The organism is Nocardioides aequoreus, assembly GCF_000720335.1.
Classification (GTDB): Bacteria; Actinomycetota; Actinomycetes; order Propionibacteriales; family Nocardioidaceae; genus Marmoricola; species Marmoricola aequoreus.
The window spans coordinates 20413-43104 of the sequence record NZ_JOJN01000004.1 but is presented as its reverse complement, the minus strand read 5'-3'; the positions used below and the strand labels follow the sequence as shown (position 1 = coordinate 43104).

Sequence of the window (22692 nt, the reverse complement as noted above, 5' to 3'; positions counted from 1 at the left end):
GCATGAGCGACGTGGGGCGGGCCGCACTGGCCGCCCGCGCCTTCGTGCTGGCGGTGCTGCTCCCCCTGGCTGCCCTCTCCCAGGGCGCTGACCTCCGCCTGACGCTCGTGGTCGCGGCGGTGGCGGCGCTCGCCACCCTGGTCACCTCGACGACGCAGGTGGCGCACTGGCAGGTGGCCGCCGCCGAGGCGGTCCCCGTCGCGCTCGTGGCTGTCGTGGCCTACCCCGCCACGGCGGCCGTGGCGCCGTACCTCGTGGTGCCCGCGCTCGTCGCCGCGCTGGACGGCGGCCGCTCCCGGCTCGCCGTCGTGGTCGGGCTGGAGGCGGCGCTGATGGCCCTGGCCTGGCTCGTCGTGCTCGACGCCGCGCCGCGCCGCGAGCTGCTCGCGGGCGGCACGCTGTGGCTGGCCGCCGCCGTCGGGGTCGGCACGATCGGCGTCGCGCTGCAGCGGGCGCTGACCCCCGCCGAGGACGACCAGCCCTACCGCAGCGCCGTCGGGCTGATCCGCCGGCTCGAGGCGCTCTCGGGCCGGCTCAGCGGCGGCCTCGACGCCGTCGGCATCTCCGAGGAGATCATGGACCTCGCCGAGGAGCAGGTGCCGCTGCGCTCGGCCGGGGTCTTCGTGCGCAGCAGCGGCGGCAGCGTCGTGCCGGTGCGCTACACCGCCGGCACCGCACCCGGGGCCATGGGCTGGGCCGCGGAGATGTCGGAGCGCTGCTGGGAGTACGAGGCGATGATGCTGCGCGAGCGACGTCTGGCACTCCCGCTCGCGGTCAACGACGAGATCGTCGGGGTGCTGGTGCTCGACGCGGTGCAGCCGGTCGAGGCCGCCGCCGTGCCGCGGCTCCGCTCCGAGCTGGCCCGCCCCACCGTGCAGCTGCAGGCGGCGCTCCTCTTCGGTCGCGTGCGCGACGCCGCGATGGCCCAGGAGCGGCAGCGGATCGCCCGCGAGGTGCACGACGGCGTGGCGCAGGACGTCGCCGGGCTCGGCTACCTCGTCGACAACCTGGTCGCGCAGACCCGCGACGCCGCGCTGCACGAGCACCTGCTGACGCTGCGCCGCGAGGTCTCCAAGATCGTCACCGAGCTGCGCTACAGCGTCTTCGACCTGCGCCAGGAGCAGGCGTCGACCGCCGGACTCGGCGAGAGCATCGCCACCTACGCCAACCAGATCAGCGCGACCTCCGCGATGACGGTGCACCTGACCCTCGACGAGGAGGGCTCACGGCTCCCGCGCGACCAGGAGTTCGAGCTGATGCGCATCGCGCTGGAGGCGATGACGAACGCGCGCAAGCACTCGGGCGCGGGCAACCTGTGGGTGCGCTGCGCGGTGCGGGCGCCGTACGCCGAGGTGGAGGTGACCGACGACGGCGTGCGCGCCCACGCGCCCCGCTCCGACTCGCAGGGGCTGAAGATCATGCGCGAGCGGGCCCACGCGATCGGGGCCGACCTGACCCTGGAGCCGCCGGGCGCCGACCGCCCCGGCACCCGTGTGCTCGTGCGGGTCGGCACGCCGCCCACCTGACCTGCGCCGCCGCGCCGCGCCCGGGCACTAGCCTGCACCCGGAGGTCGGGTCGACGGGTGCCCGGGACAGATGACGACGGTGCTGCTGATCGACGACCACGAGCTGATCCGCCAGGGCCTCGCCGGCGCCTTCGGCGCCGTCGACTCCTTCGAGGTCGTGGGGCAGGCCGGATCGGTCGCCGACGGCATCGCCGCGGCCCAGTCGCTGCGCCCCGACGTCGTCGTGACCGACGTCCGGCTCCCCGACGGGTCGGGCCTCGACGTCGTGCGCACGCTGCGCCGTGCCGACAAGCAGATCGGCCTGGTCGTGCTCACGATGTACGCCGGCGACGAGCAGCTCTTCGCGGCCCTGGACGCCGGCGCCTCGGCCTTCGTCGGCAAGGACGCGCCCACCGCGACCGTGATCAGCGCGGCACGGCAGGCCTCGATCGCGCCCCTGACCTTCACCTGCACCGGGCTCGCCGAGGCGATGGTCCGGCGGATGAGCTCGGGTGCCGCCCGCCTCACCGACCGCGAGCGCCAGGTGCTCGAGCTGCTGGCGGAGGGTCACGGCGTCGCGGCCATCGCCGGGCGGCTCTACCTCAGCGAGTCGACGGCCAAGAGCCACATCGGCCGGATCTACGACAAGCTCGGCGCGGCCAACCGCGCCCAGGCGCTGGTCACGGCGATGCGGATGGGCCTGATCAGCAGCGTCGCGCCCCCGGGCTGACCTTCACCGCCCTGGTTCCGGAACGCATAGTCCGGACGGACTATGACAAAAACCGCGGGTGGGCTAGTCAGGACGACCTGCACGGGGGATGTCCAGTTATGTCCCAATTTGGGAGACTCTAGAAACGTCGCAGAAGACCCGCGACCGCCACCACCCCTCTCACGGAAGAGACCTCCCATGCTCGAGTACCTGCGCTCCCTGCTCCCCTCCGTCCGCCGCACCGAGGACGGCGCCTCCGCCGTCGAGTACGGCCTGCTCGTCGCCGGCATCGCCGCCCTCGTCGTCGCCATCGTCTTCCTGCTCGGCGGTGTCATCGAGGAGTCCTTCTCCGACACCTGCACCGAGATCACCGACGGCGCCACCGCCGGCGGCAACACCCTCACCGCCGACTGCTCCTGATCCAGCTGGATCCACCCTGCAGCGCTGCACCGGCACCCCGTGCCGTAGCCGCAGCTCCCGCGCGACCACGCGCGCGGGGGGACGGCGGCTGAGGCGGGTGCGACCGAGCAACGCACCCGCACTGCCGAGGTGGTGAGTCGCCGTCCCGCACGCCCGGTCCCTCTCGGGGCCGGGCGTGCTGGCGTCTACGGCCTGCCCGCCGCGTCCCGGCCGGCCTCGAGCACGCCCCGCCCGAGCCCGACCCGCTGCACCAGGGTCGGGTGGCTGCCGAACCACCACTGGCTGAGCGCCGGCGGGTCGGGGTCGGCCAGCGAGCGGGTGGCCAGCCGCACCTGCATCGCCTCGAACGCCGCCTCGTCGCCGGTCGCCTGCAGCGCCACCCGGTCGGCGCGCGCCTCGATCGACCGGCTCACGGCGTTCTCCACCGGGCTCGCGAGCAGCGTGCCCGCCGCGGTGAGCGCGAGCACGAGCGCCGCCACCTCCGGCCGCGCCGCTCCCCCGGCGCCGCTGCGACGCAGCAGCCGCTCGGAGCCGAGCAGCAGCCCCAGCACCCCCACCCCGAAGCCGACGCCCAGCGCCGCGAGCGTGGTCCCGAGGGCCACGTCGTGCTCGCGTGCGTGGGCCAGCTCGTGCGCCACGATCGTGAGGGCCTCGTCCTGCGGCACGTCGTCGACGAGCGTGTCGTAGAGCACCACCCGCCGGGTGCCGCCGAGGCCGGAGACCCACGCGTTGAGCGTCGTGGTGCGGCGCGAGGCGTCGGCGACCAGCACCTGCGAGACGTCGACGTCCTCGCGGTCGGCGAGCTCCAGCACCGCGGTGCGCAGCTCGCCGTCGGGCAGCGGCTCGAAGTCGTTGAAGAGCGGCTCGACCAGCACCGGGTAGGCCCACGAGCCGGCCACCACCAGCGCGGCCGCGACCGCGCCGACGACCGCCGGCCAGGTGCGGGGCAGCCGGCGCGCCGTCCCCACGACGAGCAGCACCACGACCGCGGCGTAGACCCACGAGACCGCGAAGGAGACCGCCACGTCACGGGTCCACGGCCCGAGCGTCTGGGTCGAGAGGCCGGCCTCGACCGCGTTGGCCCGGATCATCAGCCGCAGCGGCACCGTGGCCAGCAGGCCGGCGAGCAGCACCAGCGCGCTGCCGAGCGCCGCCCGCCACCACCAGGGTCCGCGAAGCCACGCCACGAGCCGGGCGCCCAGCGTGGTCAACCCGAGCCAGAGCGCGACCGCGAGGGAGAGAGCGAGCGAGGCCCACGAGAGGTGGCGCTGCGCGGTGGCGTAGTCCTCCGCTCGCGCCAGCTGTGCCGGGGTCAGCAGCTCGTCGGCTGAGACCGGCACGACCCGGCCGCCGGGCACCCAGTCCCACGGCACGACGAGGGCCGCGACGACCACGAAGGCCAGCAGCGTCGTCGCGGCCACCCACCACGACATCCGCCTCGACCTCGACCTGACCTGAGGCGGCGGGGCTGTCGGCGCGACCACGCCGTCAGCCTGCCACGCCGGCCAGACGGCGTACGTCGTCGCGCCAGCGCGCCACGAAGTCGGCCTGGCTGGTGCCGAGCTCCTCCTCGAAGGCGCGTGCCACCGGGACGCCGTCGTCGACCGCCTCGTAGAGACGCACCAGCCCGGCCTCGCCGTGCTCCTGCGCGAGGAAGCGGCACGCGAGCCACGCCTCCTCGTAGGTCGCGGCGAGGTCGGCGGCCGTGGGCCGCAGGTCCGCGGCCGTCGGCAGGCCGTCGGGCGGGCCGTCCTCGCGCACCCGCTGCAGCACCTGGCGGGCGGCGACGTCGACCGGCACCGAGCCGTCAGCCAGCGCGACGTAGTCGGCGAAGCCCTCGAGCAGCCACACCGGCACGTCGGCGAAGGGGGCGTCGACCGCGACGTGGGTGGCCTCGTGGGTCAGCACGACCTGCGCGCCGCGCTGCGAGAGCCCGTCGAAGACCGCGGGGTTGACCATGACGCGCACCGGCGCGCCGCGCCCGTCGGCGCCGGAGACGGCGGTGGCGAGGCCGGCGATCGCGTCGTACTCCCCCGCGGGTGCCGCCAGCGCGGCGTCGAGCTGCGCCTGGTCGGCGGGCACCTCGACCACGAGCGCTCCGTCCCAGGCGGGCAGCACGGCCCGCACCTGCTGCAGGGCGCGCCGCGCCAGCGCCGGGTAGCGACCGGCACCCTCGCCGGCCACGGCGAGCAGGAGACGCCCGTCGCGCACGACGTCGAGCGGGGCCTGCAGCCACAGCGGCGTCCGCGTGCCCGCACTGCCACCCGGGCCGCCGAAGCCGACCACCCGCGGCCCGTCGTCCGTCGGCTCGAGCAGCACCCGGCTCTCGACGGTCGTGGCGCGTCGGTCGGCGCCGGCGTACCCGAAGCGCAGCGAGAGCCGCGCGGCCCGCACGTCGTCGCCGTGCTCGCCGCGCTCCGCGTCGCTCGGCGGACCGTCGTCGGTCAGGTAGCGCAGCCGGAGCCGGTCGACCTGCAGCGCCTCGGCGTTGGCGACGACGGCGCGGAGCAGGGCGGAGCCGGCACCCGTGCCCAGCGCCTGCGCCGCCTGCGCGTCGCGGTCGCGGAGCGCGGCGCCGAGGTCGTCCACGAGCCGGCGGACCTGCGTCGCGTCACCGGCCGCGTCGGAGGAGGCGGAGGGGCGGGGCGGCTCCACCTCGACACCGCCCTGGCACGCCGTGCCGGTGAGCAGCCCGAGGGCGAGCAGGAGCGCGACGAGGAGCCCCCGGGGCACACCCCAGGAGCCCCCGCACGGCTCAGCCGGGACGCACCGCCCCGGAGAAGGGCATGTCGTGGAGACCGGAGACCTGGACACCGCTGCCGGGGTTCAGCGCGTTCACGACCTGGCCGTTGCCGACGTACATGCCGACGTGGCTGATCGGTGAGTAGTAGAAGACGAGGTCACCTGGCTGCAGCTCGCTCTCGGAGACGGGCGTGCCCGAAGCGTACTGGGCACCGGAGTTGTGCGGCAGCGAGACGCCCTCGGTCGCCCAGGCGGCCATGGTCAGGCCGGAGCAGTCGTAGGCGCTGGGGCCACTGGCACCCCAGACGTAGGACTTGCCGACCTGGGCCATCGCGAAGTCGACCGCGCTGGTGGCAGCCGCCTCGGCCGCTGCGGCGGCAGCCTCCTCCTCGCGCTGCGCCCGCTCGGCCTCGAGGCCGTCGAGCTCGCCCTGCTCGGCGGCGAGCGCCTTGCCCGCCTGGGCGGCACGGGCGCCGGCGCGCTCGGCCTTGGCCCGCCGCTCCTGCAGCACCTCGCGCACCTCGCTGCGACGCTCGCGCAGCGTGTCGACCGCAGCGGCGGTCTCGGTGATGCGCTGGGCGCGTCCGTCGGTGTCCTCGGTCACCATGGCGACCCCGGCGAGGAGGTCCTCGGAGGTCTGGGGGAGCGGCTCGTCGGCCACCGGCACGACGGCGCCGCCGCCCTCGGTCTCACCGACGATCACCCCTCGCGCCACCTGGCCGCGCAGCGTGTCGGCCAGGCGGTGCTGCTCGCGGATGCGCTCGGTCAGCCGCTCGACCTTCTCGCGGCTGGCGGTGGCCCGCTCGCGCGCCGCGTCGTGGTCGGCAGCGCGCTGCGCGGCGCGGGCGTCGATACGCTCGACCTGCGCCTGCGCCTGGTCGATGCGGGCGTCGAGGTCGTCGGCGCTGGCCGGCGAGGCGGCGAGCAGGCCGACGCCGGTGAGTCCGAGCGTCGAGCTGAGGGTCATGGCCGCCACTCGTGGGACGACGCCCTGGAGGGAGACGAGCGGCGGGCGGTGGGCGCGATGGGCAGGCTGGTACTTCCGGCCGTCGGTCACGAGCGGACGGTCTCCTCTTTGTGTAAACGCCTACCAGGTCAGCTGACGGGTTCGGGCCCAAAGAACGCCCTACCGGTGCCCCGCGCCGCGGTCAGCGGCACAGTACCCCGGACTCACCCCGTGGTCCGCGCGGTCGCCCACGTGGACCGGTTGGGTCCCCGGCTCCGGCACCCCTCTCCCCCGAGGTAGTGGTGCCCGATTCGGCGCGGCCCTCGAGCACACCCGGTCGGTGCGCTGGTCCGAGGGCCAACAGCGCGCCACGGTAGGACACTGCGGCGGCGACCTCCAACTCCTCCGTCGCCCGCGTGCCTGTGGCGCCCGTCACGTCCGGGTCGACACGCGCGGGTCGCCACACCGGCGTGTCGCCGCGTGTCGCGACCCAGGGAGGGCCTCACGCGCTCTCGACGTCGGGTCCCGAGACGGGCAGGACGAGGCGCAGCGGCGGCACCAGCCCGGACCCCGCGAGCACCTCCAGGGCGTGACGCTCCTCCTCGTCGAAGGCGAGCTCGGGCGGCGGGCCCAGCAGGGCGGTGACCACGCAGTCCTGGCACGCGGGTCCGCGGACCATGCAGGCGTCGCAGTCGATGTGGACGCTCATGTGCGCTCCTCGTGTGAGTCGGTGCGCCGCCGGGGGAAGTCGACGACGCGGCACACGCAACCACCCGCCACCGACAGCCGCTCCCGCGTCGGCCAAGCGGTCGGGCTCGTGAGGGTGCCCACCCCGGCCGCCCGCGCGCCGCGCCCTCCGCTGTCGCACCTCCCGCCTACCGTCGGGCGACATGGGCAGGTGGGACGACCAGATGAGCTTCGACGAGCTCGGTCGTCCCCTGCGCGACATCACCTTCTGCGTGGTCGACCTCGAGACCACGGGCGGCTCGGCCGCCGCCGGCTCGATGATCACCGAGATCGGTGCCGTCAAGGTGCGTGGCGGTGAGGTGGTGGGCGAGTTCCAGACCCTGGTCAACCCGCACGCCGCGATCCCGCCCTTCATCGCTGTGCTCACCGGCATCACCGACGCCATGGTGGCGGGCGCGCCCGCGATCGAGAGCGCGCTGCCGGCCTTCCTCGAGTTCGCCGAGGGCTGCGTGCTGGTCGCGCACAACGCGCCCTTCGACATCGGATTCCTGCGCCACTTCGCGACGGCGCAGGGGCGCCCGTGGCCGCGCTTCGAGGTCGTCGACACCGCCACCCTCGCGCGGCGGGTGGTCACCCGCGACGAGAGCCCCAACTGCAAGCTCTCCTCGCTCGCCGCCCTCTTCGGCGCCTCCACGACGCCCGACCACCGCGCGCTGCACGACGCCCGCGCCACCGTCGACGTGCTCCACGGGCTGGTCGCCCGGCTGGGCGGGCTCGGCGTCCACACCCTCGAGGAGCTCGTCACCTTCAGCTCCAGGGTCAGCCCGCAGGTGAGGCGCAAGCGCCACCTGGCCGAGCACCTCCCCCACGCGCCGGGCGTCTACCTCTTCCGCGACGCCCAGGAGCGGGTGCTCTACGTCGGCACCTCGCGCGACCTCCGCACCCGGGTGCGCTCCTACTTCACCGCCTCCGAGACCCGCACCCGCATCGGCGAGATGGTCGGCATCGCCGAGAGCGTCTCCCACGTCGAGTGCGCCACGCCCCTCGAGGCCCGCGTGCGTGAGCTGCGGCTGATCGCCGCGCACCGGCCGCCCTACAACAAGCGCAGCCGCCACCCCGACAAGGTGCACTGGCTCAAGCTCACCGTCGAGCCCTGGCCGCGGCTCTCGCTGGTGCGCCGGGTGCTCGACGACGCCGAGGGCGGCGCGGAGTACCTCGGCCCCTTCTCCTCGCGGCGCACGGCCGAGAAGTGCCTGGCCGCGCTCCACGAGGGCTTCCCGCTGCGCCAGTGCACCGGTCGGCTGCCCATCGTGCCCACCGGCACCGCCTGCGCGCTGGCCGAGCTGGGTCGCTGCACCTCGCCCTGCGACGGCAGCGTCGACCTCCCGTCGTACGCCGCGCTCGTCGAGGCCGTGCGCGACGCGCTCCGGGGCGACCCCGGCCGCGTGGTGGAGGCCCTGGAGGCACGCATGGCGCGGCTCGCCGCCGAGGAGCGCTTCGAGGAGGCCGCCGTCCACCGCGACCGGCTGGCGTCCTTCGTGCGCTCCGTGGCGCGCTGCCAGCGCCTCTCGGCGCTCACCCGTCTGCCCGAGCTGGTGGCGGCGCGCCGCGAGGACGACCACCGCTGGGCCGTCCACGTGGTGCGGCACGGTCGCCTCACCGCGGCGGGGGTGATCCCCGCCGACGCGCACGCCGGCACCTGGGTCCGGGAGCTGCGGATCTCCTCCGACACCGTGCTCCCCGGCCTGGGGCCCACGCCGGCCGCCAGCGCCGAGGAGTCCGAGCAGCTGCTCCGCTGGCTCGAGCAGCCCGGGGTGCGTCTGGTGCACGTCGAGGGCGAGTGGGCCTGCCCGGTGCGCGGCGCCACGCGCCACCTGGAGGTGCACGACGCGGTCGAGGCCTCGCGCGCCGAGCTGGTGCCCTTCGACGAGCGCAGGCCGCTGGCGACGGTCCACCAGCCGGTACGTTGACCCCATGATCACCGCCATCGTCTTCGTCAAGGCCGACGTGGCCCGGATCCCGGAGGTCGCCGACGCGATCGCCGGGCTCGACGGGGTGAGCGAGGTCTACAGCGTCACCGGCCAGATCGACCTGATCGCCCTGGTGCGGGTGAGCGACCACGACGACGTGGCACGGGTGGTGGCCGACCAGCTCAACAAGGTGGCCGGGGTGCTCGAGACCGAGACACACATCGCCTTCCGCACCTACTCGCGTCACGACCTCGAGGCCGCCTTCTCCCTCGGCCTCGACTGAGCCCTGAGCGGCTGCCGGCGGCGGCCTGCAGTCGGCGGCGACTACCCTCGCGCCCCATGACGTGGCTCGACCTGCTCGGCTGGGCCGGCTCGGCCCTGCTCGTGGTCTCGGTGATGCAGAGCCGGGTGCTCCGGCTGCGCGCGCTCAACCTGGTGGCGTGCGTGGTGCTGACCTGGTTCAACGCCGCGCTGGAGATCTGGCCGATGGTGGCGATGAACCTCGCCCTGGTCGCCATCAACCTGTGGCACCTGCGCTCCCTCCTCGGCACGCGGCACGACGAGGCGGCGTACACCGTGCTCGAGGTCGGTCCCGACGACGAGTACCTGCGGCACGTGCTGCGCGTGCACGAGGCCGACATCCTCCGCCACCAGCCCGACCTGGTCTGGGACGGCGCGGAGCCGGGGCGGGTGGCCTTCCTGGTGCAGCGCGGCGACGAGACCGTCGGCGTGGTGCTGGTGCGCGACGACGGCGACGGCGTCGCGCGCGTCGAGCTCGACTACGTGACGCGGCGCTACCGCGACTTCACGCCCGGCGAGTTCGTGTGGCGTCACAGCGAGGTCTTCCGCGACCGCGGCTGGACCGAGGTCGTCACGCCTCCCCGGATGGTGGCGCCGTACTACGAGCGGCTCGGCTTCAGCCCCGCCCCTGACGGCTCGGGCAGCTGGCGACTGCCGCTCTGAGCGGGTCAGCGGCTGGCGGCGACCCAGCGCTCGAGGGTGGCGGCGGCGGCGCCGGAGTCGACGGCGTCGGCGGCGCGCTCGAGGCCGGCGGCGAGCCGCTCCGTGAGCGTGCGGCCCGCGCCGTCGCCCTCGTGCACGGCGAGGGCCGCCGCGGCGTTGAGCAGGACGGCGTCGCGCACCGGCCCCTGCTCCCCGGCGAGCACGCGGCGCACGACCTCGGCGTTGTACGCCGCGTCGCGCCCGCGCAGCTGCTCCGCCGTGCCCGGCGGCAGTCCGAGCTCCGACGGGTCCACGGTCCGGGGCACGACCTCGCCGCCCTCGACCAGCCAGACCGTCGAGGTCGTCGTGGTGGTGAGCTCGTCGAGGCCGTCGTCGCCGCGGAAGACCCACGCGTCGACACCGCGACGCGCGAAGACGCCCGCCATCACCGGCGCCATGGCCGGGTCGGCGCAGCCGATGGCCTGGGCGGCCGGGCGCGCCGGGTTGGCGATGGGGCCGAGGAAGTTGAAGGTCGTGGCGATGCCCAGCTCGCCGCGAGCGGCCGCGGCGTGCCGCATGGCGGGGTGGAAGGCCGCGGCGAAGCAGAAGGTGATGCCGGCCTCCTCCGCGACCCGGGCGACGTCGTCGACGGGCAGGTCGAGGCGGATGCCGAGCTGCTCGAGCACGTCGGCGCTGCCCGCCTTGGAGGAGGCCGAGCGGTTGCCGTGCTTGACCACGGTCGCGCCGGCGCCCGCCGCGACGATCGCGGCCATGGTGGAGATGTTGACCGAGAAGGAGCGGTCGCCCCCGGTGCCGACCACGTCGAGCAGCCGGCCCTCGACGTGCAGCGGCTTCGCGGCGGCGTACATCGCGGCGACGAGGCCCTCCATCTCGGCCACCGTCTCGCCCTTGGCCCGCAGCGCGACCGCGAAGCCGGCGACCTGCGCGGTCGTCGCCTCGCCGGCGAGCACCTGGCCCATGGCCCAGGCGGTCTGGTCGGCCTCGAGGTCGTGGCCCTGCACCAGCCGGGTGAGCACCTCGGGCCAGGTGTGCGACACGCCGCCTACCGGGCCGGGACGCGCGAGGAGAGCAGCCGCGCGGCCGTCTCCGCGAGCTCGACCGGGTCGATGGGGTGGGCCACGGCGCCCTCGGCGCGCGACCAGGTGGCCAGCCAGTTGTCCTGCACGCGCCCGGTGAGCACGAGCAGCGGCGGGCACTGGTAGATCTCGTCCTTGAGCTGGCGCGCGATGCCCATGCCGCCGGCGGGCACGGCCTCGCCGTCGAGGATCGCCAGGGCGATGCCGCCGGCGTCCATCTGCTGGATCACGACCGGCTCGGTGGCCACCTCGACGTACTCGGCGGGCGGCAGGTCGGGGTGCGGCCGCTTGCCGAGCGCCAGCATCACCTGCTGACGGGTGTCGACGTCGTCGCTGTAGACCAGGATCCGCAGGGACCCCTCGGGGTCCGCGGTGCCCGGGGTGCCGGAGCCGGTGCCGGAGTCGGTGACAGAGTCGCTCACGGGCCGGAGCCTACCGTCGCCGGACTCACACGGACTTCTGCGTCCCTGCTCAGCGGCCTCTCATCTCCCGGCGGCGACGAAACACCAGCCCCAGGGGTGCTCACCTTCGAGGCGTCGGGCAATAATGGGCGCGTGGCGACAGCAACGGCTATCCCGGCGTCCCGGCTCCACGGGCACCACGACCGTCCCAGCATGGTCAGCGTGGGCACGATCGTGTGGTTGTCCAGCGAGCTGATGTTCTTCGCGGCGTTGTTCGCGGCGTACTTCACGATCCGCTCGGTGAGCCCCGAGCTGTGGGCCCAGGAGACCGAGCTCCTCAACATCCCCTTCTCCACGACCAACACCATCATCCTGGTGCTGTCGTCGGTGACCTGCCAGCTCGGCGTCTTCAAGGCCGAGGACGGCCAGGTCGGGCGCACCGGCTCGGTGTGGCAGTTCAAGCTGTGGGGCCTGCGGGAGTGGTTCATCCTCACCTACGTCATGGGCGCGATCTTCATCGGCGGCCAGGCCTTCGAGTACGCCGAGCTGGTCCACGAGGGCCTCACGCTGAGCTCCTCGGCGTACGGCACGGTCTTCTACCTGGCCACCGGCTTCCACGGCATCCACGTCATCGGCGGCCTGATCGCCTTCCTCTTCGTGCTCGGCCGCACCTACCTCGCGCGCAAGTTCACCCACGAGCAAGCCGTCACCGCGATCGTCGTGTCCTACTACTGGCACTTCGTCGACGTGGTGTGGGTCGCTCTGTTCGCCACGGTCTACCTGATCCGCTGAGCGTTCCCTTCCCCCACCCAGCCCCGCAGCACTGACCACGAAGGACTCACTGGTGCGACTCACCCAGAAGCTCCGTCGCCGGCCCTCCCGGCCCGGTCGCTCCGACGCAGGTGTCGCTCGGCGGATCTCCGACCGTCTCTCCTCGCGGCGACGCAGCCGCTTCGCGGCCCCCGCCGTGCTGATGCTCGGACTCCTGCTGGCCGGCGGCGCCTACGCCGTCGCCAACGCCGCGCTCGTCCCCGGCACCGCGCAGGCCTCGACCACCGACGAGGACCTGGTCGCGCAGGGCCGCGCCCTCTTCCTGGTCGGCTGCTCCTCCTGCCACGGCAAGAACGCCGAGGGCATCCCGACCAACAAGGACAACAACTACGGTCCCTCGCTGGTCGGCGTCGGCGCCGCCTCGGTCGACTTCCAGGTCGGCACCGGCCGGATGCCGATGTCCAACCCCGGCACCCAGGCCCAGCGCAAGCCCCCGGTCTACGACGACCAGGAGATCGAGGCGCTGGCGGCGTACGTCGCCTCCCTCGGCCCCGGCCCCGCCGTCCCCGACTCCGAGCAGTACTCCACCGAGGGCCTCGACAACGAGTCGGTCGTGCGCGGCGGCGAGTTCTTCCGCACCAACTGCACCGCGTGCCACAACTTCGCCGGCGCCGGCGGCGCACTCCCCCGCGGCCGCTACGCGCCGAAGCTGACGGGCGTCTCCAACAAGCACATCTACGAGGCCCTGCTCACCGGCCCCCAGCAGATGCCGGTCTTCTCCGACGCCGTGCTGACCCCCGAGGACAAGCGCGACATCATCGCCTACATCAACTACACCAACGAGATGCCGGACCAGGGCGGCTTCTCCCTCGGTCGACTCGGCCCCGTCACCGAGGGCCTGGCCGCGTGGCTGATCGGCATCGGCAGCCTGGTCGGCTTCGCCGTCTGGATCGGCACCGCCTCCACGCGCACCACGAAGAAGCAGAAGAAGGAGGCGGCGTCGTGAGCACCACCGACCGCGACCTCGCCCAGGTCGAGGGCGACCCGATCGCCGATCCCGGCCTGCCCGCCCACCTGCCGCGCGCCACCGACGTCGACGAGGCCGCCAGCAGGCGGGCCGAGCGGCAGGTGGCGATGCTCTTCGGGCTCTCCAGCGTCTTCACGGTGCTCTTCATCGTCGCCTACTTCGCCTTCGGCGTCGGCGACGACCTCGACACCTTCCTCGGCTTCGGCGCCTCCAACCTCTTCCTGGGTCTCACCCTCGGCATGGCGCTGCTCCTCATCGGCGTCGGCACCATCCACTGGGCCCGCAAGCTCATGGCCGACCACGAGATCGTGGAGTACCGCCACGCGGCGGCGTCCACGCCGGAGGACCGCGAGGAGACCGTCGGCATCCTGCAGACCGGCCTCGAGGAGTCGCAGATCGGGCGCCGTCCGCTCATCCGCAACTCGCTCCTGGGCGCGGTCGGCCTGCTGGTGGCGCCCGCCGGGGTGCTGCTGTGGGACCTCGGCCCCACGCCGGGCAACAAGCTCAACACCACGGTCTGGCGCGAGGGCATGCGGGTGGTGCAGGACATCTCCGGCACCCCGATCCGGCCCGAGGACATGGAGGTCGGCCAGCTCGTCAACGGTGAGCCGGAGATCTTCTTCAACGACGTCGGCGACGAGGAGCAGATCGAGGGCCACGAGCTGCTCGTCGAGAAGGCCAAGGCCGCCGTCGTCATCGTGCGGATGGACCCCGCCGACGTCACCCCGTGGCCCGGCCGCGAGGACTGGGGCGTCGACGGGATCCTGTGCTACTCCAAGATCTGCACCCACGTCGGGTGCCCGATCTCGTTGTGGGAGCAGACCACCCACGACCTCCTGTGCCCCTGTCACCAGTCGACCTTCGACCTCGCCGACAACGGCAAGGTCGTCTTCGGACCCGCGGCGCGACACCTGCCGCAGCTGCCGTTGGCGGTCGACGACGAGGGGTACCTGATTGCCAGGAGCGACTTCACCGAGGCGGTGGGGCCCAGCTTCTGGGAGCGCGACAACGATGAGCCCGGACCGGAGTGAGTGAATCATGAGCGCTGAGACGAGCTCGGCAGGCGTGGCGCCGTCCAACGGACGCAGCGCAGCCAAGGCCGGCAAGCCCTCGCGGGTCGGTGCCGCCGCCACCTGGGCCGATGACCGGCTCGGGCTGGCAGGGGTGGCGAAGAAGAACCTGCGCAAGGTCTTCCCCGACCACTGGTCCTTCATGCTGGGCGAGATCGCCCTGTGGAGCTTCGTCGTGCTCCTGCTCAGCGGCGTCTTCCTGACCTTCTGGTACCGCCCGAGCATGGCCGAGGTCATCTACGAGGGCTCCTACAGCCCGCTGCGCGGCCTCCACATGTCCGAGGCGATGGCCTCCACCATCCACATCTCCTTCGACGTGCGCGGCGGTCTGCTGATGCGCCAGGTCCACCACTGGGCCGCGATGGTCTTCGTCGCGTCGATGATGGTCCACCTGCTGCGCGTCTACTTCACCGGCGCCTTCCGCAAGCCCCGCGAGCTCAATTGGGTCATCGGGTGCCTGCTGCTGCTCCTGGGCACCCTCGAGGGCTTCACCGGCTACTCGCTGCCCGACGACCTGCTCTCCGGCACCGGCATCCGGGCCGCCGACGGCTTCATGAAGTCGATCCCCATCGTGGGCACCTACGCCAGCTTCCTGCTCTTCGGCGGGGAGTTCCCGGGTGACTCGATCATCCCGCGGCTCTACACCGTGCACGTGCTGCTGATCCCCGGCATCCTCGTGGCGCTGATCGCCGCCCACATGCTGCTGCTCGTCTACCACAAGCACACGCAGTGGCCCGGTCCCGGCCGCACCGAGCAGAACGTCGTCGGCTACCCGATGCTGCCGGTGTACGCCGCCAAGGCCGGTGGCTTCTTCTTCGTCGTCTTCGGCGTGCTGACCCTCATGGGCGGGCTGATCGGCATCAACCCGGTCTGGCGCTACGGCCCCTACAACCCGGCCGAGGTGACCGCGGGCTCGCAGCCCGACTGGTACATGGGCTGGCCCGACGGGTTGCTGCGCCTCATGCCCGGCTGGGAGACCCACGTCTTCGGCACGACCTGGTCGTGGAACGTCTTCTTCCCGATCATCGTGATGCCCGGGCTGATGTTCACCATCCTGCTGATGCTGCCCTTCATCGAGTCGTGGATCACCGGCGACAAGCGCGACCACCACCTGCTCCAGCGGCCGCGCAACGCGCCGACCCGCACCGCGGTCATGGTCGCCCTGATGACGTTCTACGGCCTCTCCTGGGCCGCCGGCGGCAACGACATCATCGCCATCCGGATGGGGCTCTCGATCAACCAGATCACCTACTTCCTCCGGGGAGCGGTGTTCATCGGTCCGATCATCGCCTTCATCATCACCAGGCGCTGGTGCCTGTCGCTGCAGCGTGCCGACAACGAGCGGCTGCTGCACGGCTACGAGTCGGGCGTGATCATGCGCGACCCGCAGGGTGGCTACAGCGAGAAGCACCTGCCGCTGCCGGAGGCCAAGGCCTACACGCTGACGGCGCGCGACCGCGACCTGGTGCTCTCGGCGCCCACGGGGTCCGACGGCAACGGCGTCGCCTCCCCCACCGCCCGCAAGGACCGGCTCCGCGCCCGGCTCTCGCGGCTGTGGATGGCCGACAACATCCAGAAGCCGACGCGAGCCGAGCTCGAGGAGGCACGGCACCACGCCGAGCACGAGCACGCCCACGAGGCGGCACTGTCGGGCCACCCCGCCGACGGCCACCAGTTCGACGGTCGCGACGAGGCCACCGGCCACGGCCACCAGCTCAGCGGTCACTGACGCAGCACCCTCCGAGGGCCCGCACTCCACCAGGGGTTGCGGGCCCTCGGCCGTCTCCGGGGGTCTCGAGACGGTTGCTGCGCAACCTCCTCGACCACCCGGACGGCGTCCTGGTGCGGTCGCGGGGGTCTCGAGACGGTTGCTGCGCAACCTCCTCGACCACCCGAACGCCCCGGGTGGTCGACGAAGGCGCGCAGCGCCTGCTCGAGACCCGGTGAGTCGATCGCCGGGCAGGTCCCGGGTCAGAGGGAGGAGCCGGCCTGCCACTCGGCGTAGGGCAGGTTCCAGTCGCCGTAGCCGTTCGCGACGGTCATCGGGCGGTCGCTCCCGACGTACTCGACGACGTCGCCGATGGAGGAGTTCTGGTAGAGCCACTCGGCGTCCGCGGTGCTCATGCCGGTGCAGCCGTGGCTGACGTTGGCGCTCCCCTGGCTGGGGACCGACCAGGGAGCGGCGTGGATGAACTCGCCGGAGTAGGTCAGCCGCATGGCGTACCTGACGTCGTCGAGGTCGTAGCCGTCGGCGCTGTCGACGGGGATGCCGGTGGTCTCCGAGCTCATCCGGCGCGACTCGAACTTCTCCATGATGACCTTGGTGCCGGTGCGCGTGGTGAACTTCGGCTGCTCCCCCGTCGTGATGGGGATCGTGCGCAGCAGGTCGCCGTTGCGGTAGACCTTCATCTGGTGCGAGCGCATGTCGACCTTGCTCACCATGGCGTCGCCGACGGTGAAGCCGACGGTGCGGTCGAGCTGCCCGTAGATGCCGTTGCCGGCCGGGACGCCGCCCACGTCGGCCTTCACGGTGACCTCGGTGCCGGGCTTCCAGTAGGCCTTGGGGCGGAAGTGCACCTCGGTGTCGCTGAGCCAGTGCCAGGAGCCGGGCTGTGCCGGCGCGCTCGTCACCTTCAGGTGCCGCTCGATGGACGCCTTGTCCGTGACCGGGATGTCGAAGCGCACGATGGCGGGCATCCCGACGCCCACGGTGGCGCCGTCGGCGACGAAGCTGGGGTAGGTCTGCTCGTCGAGGGTCAGCGCACGGGTCGCGAAGCGGGCCTGGTACGCCGTCGCCACGCCATCGGCGTCGACCGCGTTGCCGCGCACCCGGTAGCGGGTGTCCTGACGCAGCAGGCCCTCGGAGGTCCAGAGCGTGCGCGCGGGGTTGAGCGCACCCGCCACGGGGTCGCCCTTGGCGGTGGTGACCCTGAGGTCCTCGAAGGTGCCGCGCACGACCCGGACCCGCACCTGCTGGTCGAGGTCGACCTGCGTGGCCCCGGCGCGCACGTTGCTGCGCACCACGGCTGCCGACGTCGGAGCGTCGGTCGTCTGGTCAGCCGCCGCCGGCGCGGGACTGGCCGGGTCGTCGGCGTCGCCCGTCACCGCGCAGGCGCTGACGGAGAGCAGAACGCAGAGCCCCGCGGCGGCGAGCAGGCGGGGACGGGGGGCCCGGGACATGGGGATGGGACTCCAGGATCGGTGTCGACGACAACCGTCCCAGGCTAACAACGCAACCCTGAGGTCTCGCAGGCCCGCGTCCCGTGCAGGGTCCAGTCGCGTCACGAGGACGCGTGCGACTCAGTGCGCGTGCTCGCCCCGGTAGTACTCGAAGACGAACCCGCACAAGGCCACAGCCCCCAGGACGGCGCCGATGATGACCAGCCACCACTGATGCACTCCTACGCCAAGGGTCATCGTCGCAAGACAGAGCCCGCACCACAGCGGCCACCAGCTGTACGGCGGGAAGAAGCCCAGCTCGCCGGCACCCTCGGCGATCTCGCCGTCCTTGCGGTCCTCGGGACGCGGCTCCATCTTGCGGGCGTGGAAGCCGAGGTAGAAGGCGACCAGCGTGGTCAGCAGGAAGGTCATCACCAGGGCGGTCGTGCCGGTGATGTCGCTGCTCGACCAGTAGTAGAGCGGCGTCACCAGGACGAAGAAGATGCTGCACGAGGCAAAAAGCCAGGTCTCGGCCTTCACTGCTGCTCACCCTCCTTGTTGCGCTGCGCCTGGGCGCCCAGCTGCTCGGCACGCCCGTCCATGTCGGGCGCGTCGGACGGTCCGTCCTCGAGGTCGTTGTCGGCGTACTCGAGTGCCGCGACCTCCGGGTGGTGCAGGTCGAAGGCGGGCGACTCCGAGCGGATCCGCGGCAGCGTCACGAAGTTGTGGCGCGGCGGGGGGCAGCTCGTGGCCCACTCCAGCGAGCGACCCCAGCCCCACGGGTCGTCGACGGAGACCTTGGGTCCGCGGGCACTGATGTAGACGTTCCACAGGAACGGCAGCGTCGAGAGCGCCAGCAGGAAGGCACCGACGGTCGAGATCTGGTTGAGCAGCGTGAAGCCGTCGTCGGGACCGTAGTCGGCGTAGCGGCGCGGGAAGCCCTCGACGCCGACCCAGTGCTGCACCAGGAAGGTCGTGTGGAAGCCCACGAAGAGCAGCCAGAAGTGCAGCTTGCCCAACGGCTCGCTGAGCATCCTGCCGGTCATCTTGGGCCACCAGAAGTAGAAGCCCGCGAACATCGCGAAGACGACCGTGCCGAAGACCACGTAGTGGAAGTGCGCGACCACGAAGTAGCTGTCGGAGACCTGGAAGTCGAGCGGGGGCGAGGCGAGGATGACGCCGGTGAGACCGCCGAAGAGGAAGGTGGTCAGGAAGCCGACGCTCCACAGCATGGGCGTGTCGAAGCTGATCGACCCGCCCCACATCGTGCCGATCCAGTTGAAGAACTTCACCCCGGTGGGCACCGCGATCAGGAACGTCATGCCGGAGAAGAAGGCCAGGTCGACAGCGCCGGTGACGAACATGTGGTGGGCCCACACCGCCACCGACAGGACGGCAATGCCCATCGTCGCGCCGACCAGGCCGACGTAGCCGAAGATCGGCTTGCGGCTGAAGACCGGCAGGATCTCGGTGATGATGCCGAAGAACGGAAGCGCCAGGATGTAGACCTCGGGGTGCCCGAAGAACCAGAAGAGGTGCTGCCACAGGATCGCCCCGCCGTGGCTGGGGTCGAACGTGTTGGCACCGAAGGCCCGGTCGGCCTCCAGCGCGAGCAGCGCGGCGGCGAAGATCGGGAAGGCGATCAGGACCAGCAGACTGGTGACGAAGCTGTTCCACACGAAGATGGGCATCCGGAACATCGTCATGCCCGGGGCGCGCATGCACACGATCGTGACGGTGAAGTTGACCGCGCCGAGGATCGTGCCGAGGCCGGCGAGCCACAGGCCCATGATCCAGAGGTCACCACCGATGCCGGGGCTGCGTGCCGCGTTGGAGAGCGGGGTGTACGCCGTCCAGCCGAAGCTCGCGGCGCCCTCGTTGCTCAGGAAGCCGGAGACGGTGATGAGGCCGCCGAAGAGGTAGAACCAGTAGGCCAGCATGTTGAGCCGCGGGAAGGCGACGTCGGGCGAGCCGATCTGGAGCGGCACCAGGATGTTGGCGAAACCGAAGAAGAGCGGCGTCGCGAAGAGCAGCAGCATGATCGTGCCGTGCATGGTGAAGAGCTGGTTGTAGACCTCGTCGCTGACCACCTGCGAGCCGGGGAAGGCCAGCTCGGAGCGGATCACCAGCGCCATCACGCCACCGACGAGGAACCACACGAAGGAGGTCGTGAGGTAGAGCTTGCCGATGAGCTTGTGATCGGTGGTCGTCATGATCCGGGCGAGCTGGGTGCCCAGGCTGTGCTTGGGCTGCTCGACGGTGACGTGCGACGGCGCGTCGGAGACGGCGGTCATTCTTCCCCTCCCTGCTCCGCGGGCTGCAGGCCCGGCACGGAATCGGCGTCGGCCCCACCGAGAGCCGGACCGGTGTTGCCCTGGTCGGCGAGGTCGGCGAGGTGCTGGTCGTACTCGTCCTGCTCGACGACCTTGACGTCGAAGAGCATCCGGCTGTGCCGGGTGCCGCAGAGCTCGGCGCAGCGGCCCACGTAGGTGCCCAGTCGGTCGGGCGTCACGGTGAAGCTGTTGGCGCGTCCGGGGATCACGTCCATCTTGAAGAGGAACGCCGGGACCCAGAAGGAGTGCGCCACGTCGGGGCTGAAGAGGTTGAGCTCGACGGTCTTGTCCTTGACCAGGTAGAGCGTCGGGGGCTCGGCCGGGGTGCCGACGTCGAAGACCGTGTCGCCACCCTCGGGCTCGTAGGAGCGGGACTCGTCGTCGTAGCCGAGGTTGTAGTTGAAGGTCCACGACCACTGCTGGCCGACGACCGTGACGACCTCCTCGGCCTCGCGGTCGGGGTCGAGCACCTCGTTCTGCGTCTCCACGGTGAACTTGAAGAGCACGATCACCATCATCAGCGGGGCGACGGTGTAGAGGATCTCGATCGGCAGGTTGTAGCGCGTCTGCACGGGGATCTCGGACTCGCTGCGACGCCGGAAGCGGATCGAGGCGTAGCCGATCAGACCCCAGACGAGCACGCCGGTGATGGCCGCGGCCAGCCAGGACCACATCCACAGGTCGTGCATCGCCGGCGCCTGGACCGACGCCGTCTCGGGGTTGGCGAGCCGCTTGATCTGGTCCTGCGTCTCGGTCGAGCAGCCGCTGAGGACCGAGGCCGCCAGCATCACGCTCGCGGCCACGGCGCCGCGACGGCGCGTCGGGGACTTCAGACTCACGTACCGAGCCTCTCTGCGGGGGAAACCCAGACCTCGTGCGGACGGGCTGGGTGACCGACGACGGACAGGGAAACCCTACTACTCACCTGTGCCCGTCCCGTGCCCGGCCTATCGGTCCGAGGACGTGGCGGTTGTGACCCGTGGGACGGGAGTCGCGACCTCAGCCGGCCAGGTGCGGACGCACCTCGACGGCGGCGCGGTCGCCGTACGCCGTCGCCAGTCGCTCGGCGAACTGCTCACGGGTGAAGGAGTACTCCTGGGTGCCCACGCCCTCCACGACGTACGCCGCCAGGGTGCACCCCACCTGTGCCGCGCGCTCGTGGTCCAGCGACCACTGCAGCGCCGCGAGGAAGCCGGCCCGGAAGGCGTCGCCGACACCGGTGGGCTCGACCGCGACCACGCCCGGCACGGCGCCCACCTCGACGGTCTCGGCGCCGCGCGCGACCACGCGCACGCCGTCCTTGCCCAGCGTCACGACCTGCGTGCCGACGCGCGCCAGGACGTCGTCCTCGCTCCAGCCGGTCTTGCTCTGGATCAGGTGCGACTCGTACTCGTTGCTGAAGAGGTACGCCGCCCCGTCGATCAGGCGGCGGATCATGTCGCCCTCGCCGAAGGCGAGCTGCTGGCTGGGGTCGGCCACGAAGCGGTAGCCGCGCTGCCGGCACTCGTCGGTGTGGCGCAGCATCCCCTCGGGGTCGTCGGGCCCCACGAGCACGTAGCTCGGCTCCCCCACCCGCTGCGCGATCGGGGCCAGCTCGACGAGCCGGGCCTCGCTCATCGCGCCGGGGTAGAAGCTCGCGAACTGCGCCATCGAGGTGTCGGTGGTGCACACGAAGCGGGCGGTGTGCCGCTCGGTGGAGATGTGCACGGAGTCGCAGTCGACGCCGTGGCGCTCCAGCCAGGAGCGGTAGTCGGCGAAGTCCTCGCCCGCGGCGCCGACCAGGACCGGCCGCAGGCCGAGCGCGGCGAGCCCGAAGCTGATGTTGCCCGCGCACCCCCCGCGACGGATCTCCAGGTCGTCCACGAGGAACGAGACCGAGAGCTTGTCGAGCTGGTCGACCACGAGCGAGTCGGAGAAGCGGCCTCCGAAGCTCATCAGGTGGTCGGTGGCGATCGAGCCGGCGACGAACAGCGACAACGGGAGCTCCTGGAGCATGGGTCGCGGACCTGGGCAGGCACCCGGGATGGGACACCGGAACACTACCCAGCGGTACCGCTGCCCCTACCTCGCGGTAGCCCCTAGCGTCGGCGGCATGACCTACGAGCGACGCCCGTACGACGAGGCCGACACCGCCGGCCAGATGACGCTCGACTGCGCGGCCTGCGCCCACCACGTCGACCTGCCGGGCCGCCGCGCCCTGCTCGACGTCGCCGGTCGCGCGCCCCGCCTCGACTTCGACGCCGACGACCGCGCCAAGACCAAGGCCGGCATCACGGTCAGCGACGCCGCGGCACACCTCGCCTCACGGCTGCACCTGCACCTGGCCTGAGCCGCCCGGCGCAGCGCCCGGACGCAGCACGAGGGCCGGCGACCACGTGGTCGCCGGCCCTCGCCGCGTGCTGGGGGTGGTGCCTCAGTGGAAGCTGTCGCCGCAGGCGCACGAGCCGGAGGCGTTGGGGTTGTCGATCGTGAAGCCCTGCTTCTCGATCGAGTCGACGAAGTCGATGGTCGCGCCGTGCAGGTAGGGCACGCTCATCCGGTCGACGACGACGGCCACGCCGTCGAAGTCGGTCACCACGTCACCGTCGAGGTGGCGCTCGTCGAAGAAGAGCTGGTAGCGCAGACCCGAGCAGCCCCCGGGCTGCACGGCGATGCGCAGCTGCAGGTCGTCGCGACCCTCCTGGGAGAGCAGGCTCGCGACCTTGCTGGTCGCCGTCTCGGTGATGTTGATGCTGTCGGCGCGGTGCTCACGGGTGGTCTCGACCTGCTCGGTCATGTTCGCTCCAGTGCTGCTCGGTGGCCAGGGGGTGCGAGACGGGGACACTCACCGTCTCGACCTCTCAATGGTGACACACGGCCGCCTATTCCCCGACCCGTCCGGTCACGGTGCGTCGACCGGACGTCGGGCGCGTC

General features: G+C 72.3%; 23 protein-coding genes and 1 riboswitch. Of the genes, 11 read left to right on the top strand and 12 right to left on the bottom strand.

Annotated elements, in window-relative coordinates; genetic code table 11:
- The first annotated feature begins 2 nt into the window (after positions 1–2).
- The 3 genes from IG63_RS23815 (at position 3) to IG63_RS0109065 (ending at position 2634) form a co-directional block, all read left to right on the top strand.
- Positions 3–1526, top strand: coding sequence for a sensor histidine kinase (locus IG63_RS23815; protein WP_051706466.1), 1524 nt, complete (start codon positions 3–5; stop codon positions 1524–1526).
- A gap of 70 nt (positions 1527–1596) precedes the next feature.
- Complete coding sequence (locus IG63_RS0109070) at positions 1597–2235, top strand: response regulator transcription factor (RefSeq protein WP_030484054.1); 639 nt, start codon at positions 1597–1599, stop codon at positions 2233–2235.
- 177 nt (positions 2236–2412) lie between these two features.
- Positions 2413–2634: a Flp family type IVb pilin gene (locus tag IG63_RS0109065; protein ID WP_051706464.1), complete on the top strand. Its 222-nt coding sequence runs from the start codon at positions 2413–2415 to the stop codon at positions 2632–2634.
- A 185-nt stretch (positions 2635–2819) separates the two neighbouring features.
- Here the strand turns inward: IG63_RS0109065 and IG63_RS0109060 are convergent, their stop codons facing one another.
- The 4 genes from IG63_RS0109060 to IG63_RS0109045 form a co-directional block, all read right to left on the bottom strand.
- Positions 2820–4067, bottom strand: coding sequence for a M48 family metalloprotease (locus tag IG63_RS0109060; RefSeq protein WP_036194971.1), 1248 nt, complete (start codon positions 4065–4067; stop codon positions 2820–2822).
- 55 nt (positions 4068–4122) lie between these two features.
- Positions 4123–5367, bottom strand: a complete 1245-nt coding sequence (locus tag IG63_RS21450) for a hypothetical protein (protein WP_051706462.1) — start codon at positions 5365–5367, stop codon at positions 4123–4125.
- Between the two features lie 22 nt (positions 5368–5389).
- Positions 5390–6343, bottom strand: coding sequence for a C40 family peptidase (locus IG63_RS21445; protein ID WP_051706460.1), 954 nt, complete (start codon positions 6341–6343; stop codon positions 5390–5392).
- A gap of 102 nt (positions 6344–6445) precedes the next feature.
- Positions 6446–6649, bottom strand: a riboswitch (cyclic di-AMP (ydaO/yuaA leader).
- A 175-nt stretch (positions 6650–6824) separates the two neighbouring features.
- Positions 6825–7031 carry a hypothetical protein gene (locus IG63_RS0109045; RefSeq protein WP_030484049.1) on the bottom strand — a complete coding sequence of 69 codons (207 nt, stop codon included), beginning with the start codon at positions 7029–7031 and terminating at the stop codon, positions 6825–6827.
- A gap of 181 nt (positions 7032–7212) precedes the next feature.
- Between IG63_RS0109045 and IG63_RS0109040 the strand changes: the two genes are divergently transcribed.
- From IG63_RS0109040 to IG63_RS0109030, 3 genes are read left to right on the top strand one after another with little or no spacing between them, the layout of a single operon-like run.
- Positions 7213–8979, top strand: a complete 1767-nt coding sequence (locus tag IG63_RS0109040) for a DEDD exonuclease domain-containing protein (protein WP_030484048.1) — start codon at positions 7213–7215, stop codon at positions 8977–8979.
- A 4-nt stretch (positions 8980–8983) separates the two neighbouring features.
- Positions 8984–9262, top strand: coding sequence for an Lrp/AsnC family transcriptional regulator (locus tag IG63_RS0109035; protein WP_030484047.1), 279 nt, complete (start codon positions 8984–8986; stop codon positions 9260–9262).
- A 56-nt stretch (positions 9263–9318) separates the two neighbouring features.
- Entirely contained in the window at positions 9319–9942 is a 624-nt protein-coding gene (locus IG63_RS0109030; RefSeq protein WP_030484046.1) for a hypothetical protein, read from the top strand.
- Positions 9943–9947: 5 nt separating this feature from the next.
- On the opposite strand, the gene trpD is transcribed toward IG63_RS0109030, so the two are convergent.
- Together trpD and IG63_RS0109020 are read right to left on the bottom strand one after the other, a co-directional pair.
- Positions 9948–10979: an anthranilate phosphoribosyltransferase gene (gene trpD / locus IG63_RS0109025; RefSeq protein WP_030484045.1), complete on the bottom strand. Its 1032-nt coding sequence runs from the start codon at positions 10977–10979 to the stop codon at positions 9948–9950.
- Positions 10980–10984: 5 nt separating this feature from the next.
- A complete protein-coding gene (locus tag IG63_RS0109020) occupies positions 10985–11440 on the bottom strand; it encodes an Rv3143 family two-component system response regulator (protein ID WP_030484044.1) in 456 nt (151 codons plus the stop codon).
- A gap of 132 nt (positions 11441–11572) precedes the next feature.
- Here IG63_RS0109020 and ctaE point away from each other — a divergent pair, with 132 nt between their 5' ends.
- From ctaE to qcrB, 4 genes are all read left to right on the top strand, one after another.
- Positions 11573–12211 (top strand): aa3-type cytochrome oxidase subunit III, encoded by a 639-nt coding sequence (gene ctaE, locus IG63_RS0109015; protein WP_030484043.1) that lies wholly within the window; start codon positions 11573–11575, stop codon positions 12209–12211.
- A 124-nt stretch (positions 12212–12335) separates the two neighbouring features.
- Positions 12336–13196 (top strand): cytochrome bc1 complex diheme cytochrome c subunit, encoded by an 861-nt coding sequence (qcrC, locus tag IG63_RS0109010; RefSeq protein WP_030484042.1) that lies wholly within the window; start codon positions 12336–12338, stop codon positions 13194–13196.
- A complete protein-coding gene (gene qcrA / locus IG63_RS0109005) occupies positions 13193–14248 on the top strand; it encodes a cytochrome bc1 complex Rieske iron-sulfur subunit (protein WP_036194968.1) in 1056 nt (351 codons plus the stop codon). The genes qcrC and qcrA overlap by 4 nt, the downstream gene beginning before the upstream one ends.
- A 7-nt stretch (positions 14249–14255) precedes the next feature.
- Entirely contained in the window at positions 14256–16016 is a 1761-nt protein-coding gene (gene qcrB / locus IG63_RS0109000; protein ID WP_051706459.1) for a cytochrome bc1 complex cytochrome b subunit, read from the top strand.
- A 242-nt stretch (positions 16017–16258) separates the two neighbouring features.
- On the opposite strand, the gene IG63_RS0108995 is transcribed toward qcrB, so the two are convergent.
- From IG63_RS0108995 to IG63_RS0108975, 5 genes are all read right to left on the bottom strand, one after another.
- The gene (locus IG63_RS0108995) at positions 16259–17467 is read right to left on the bottom strand and encodes a L,D-transpeptidase (RefSeq protein WP_030484039.1); all 1209 of its coding nucleotides are present in this window, start codon (positions 17465–17467) and stop codon (positions 16259–16261) included.
- Positions 17468–17587: 120 nt separating this feature from the next.
- Complete coding sequence (locus IG63_RS0108990) at positions 17588–17986, bottom strand: cytochrome c oxidase subunit 4 (protein ID WP_030484038.1); 399 nt, start codon at positions 17984–17986, stop codon at positions 17588–17590.
- Positions 17983–19740 (bottom strand): aa3-type cytochrome oxidase subunit I, encoded by a 1758-nt coding sequence (gene ctaD, locus IG63_RS0108985; RefSeq protein WP_051706457.1) that lies wholly within the window; start codon positions 19738–19740, stop codon positions 17983–17985. Before ctaD ends, IG63_RS0108990 begins: the two co-directional genes overlap by 4 nt.
- On the bottom strand, positions 19737–20618 hold the full coding sequence (gene ctaC, locus IG63_RS0108980) for an aa3-type cytochrome oxidase subunit II (protein ID WP_245604370.1): 882 nt from the start codon (positions 20616–20618) through the stop codon (positions 19737–19739). The genes ctaD and ctaC overlap by 4 nt, the downstream gene beginning before the upstream one ends.
- A gap of 160 nt (positions 20619–20778) precedes the next feature.
- Positions 20779–21756: a carbohydrate kinase family protein gene (locus tag IG63_RS0108975; protein ID WP_030484035.1), complete on the bottom strand. Its 978-nt coding sequence runs from the start codon at positions 21754–21756 to the stop codon at positions 20779–20781.
- 115 nt (positions 21757–21871) lie between these two features.
- Here IG63_RS0108975 and IG63_RS0108970 point away from each other — a divergent pair, with 115 nt between their 5' ends.
- A complete protein-coding gene (locus IG63_RS0108970; protein WP_030484034.1) occupies positions 21872–22108 on the top strand; it encodes a hypothetical protein in 237 nt (78 codons plus the stop codon).
- An 84-nt stretch (positions 22109–22192) separates the two neighbouring features.
- Here IG63_RS0108970 and erpA read toward each other — a convergent pair whose 3' ends face one another.
- Entirely contained in the window at positions 22193–22555 is a 363-nt protein-coding gene (gene erpA, locus IG63_RS0108965) for an iron-sulfur cluster insertion protein ErpA (protein ID WP_030484033.1), read from the bottom strand.
- Positions 22556–22692: the final 137 nt, after the last annotated feature.

Bases quoted from the DNA above. Each gene is read 5' to 3' on its own strand.
- IG63_RS0109065 (WP_051706464.1), top strand. From the start codon at position 2,413: ATGCTCGAGTACCTGCGCTCCCTGCTCCCCTCCGTCCGCCGCACCGAG.
- IG63_RS0108970 (WP_030484034.1), top strand. From the start codon at position 21,872: ATGACCTACGAGCGACGCCCGTACGACGAGGCCGACACCGCCGGCCAG.
- IG63_RS0108995 (WP_030484039.1), bottom strand. From the start codon at position 17,467: ATGTCCCGGGCCCCCCGTCCCCGCCTGCTCGCCGCCGCGGGGCTCTGC.
- erpA (WP_030484033.1), bottom strand. From the start codon at position 22,555: ATGACCGAGCAGGTCGAGACCACCCGTGAGCACCGCGCCGACAGCATC.
- IG63_RS0109040 (WP_030484048.1), top strand. From the start codon at position 7,213: ATGGGCAGGTGGGACGACCAGATGAGCTTCGACGAGCTCGGTCGTCCC.
- qcrB (WP_051706459.1), top strand. From the start codon at position 14,256: ATGAGCGCTGAGACGAGCTCGGCAGGCGTGGCGCCGTCCAACGGACGC.
- IG63_RS0109035 (WP_030484047.1), top strand. From the start codon at position 8,984: ATGATCACCGCCATCGTCTTCGTCAAGGCCGACGTGGCCCGGATCCCG.
- IG63_RS23815 (WP_051706466.1), top strand. From the start codon at position 3: ATGAGCGACGTGGGGCGGGCCGCACTGGCCGCCCGCGCCTTCGTGCTG.
- IG63_RS0109060 (WP_036194971.1), bottom strand. From the start codon at position 4,067: ATGTCGTGGTGGGTGGCCGCGACGACGCTGCTGGCCTTCGTGGTCGTC.
- IG63_RS0109045 (WP_030484049.1), bottom strand. From the start codon at position 7,031: ATGAGCGTCCACATCGACTGCGACGCCTGCATGGTCCGCGGACCCGCG.
- IG63_RS0109030 (WP_030484046.1), top strand. From the start codon at position 9,319: ATGACGTGGCTCGACCTGCTCGGCTGGGCCGGCTCGGCCCTGCTCGTG.
- ctaD (WP_051706457.1), bottom strand. From the start codon at position 19,740: ATGACCGCCGTCTCCGACGCGCCGTCGCACGTCACCGTCGAGCAGCCC.
- IG63_RS21445 (WP_051706460.1), bottom strand. From the start codon at position 6,343: ATGACCCTCAGCTCGACGCTCGGACTCACCGGCGTCGGCCTGCTCGCC.
- IG63_RS0109070 (WP_030484054.1), top strand. From the start codon at position 1,597: ATGACGACGGTGCTGCTGATCGACGACCACGAGCTGATCCGCCAGGGC.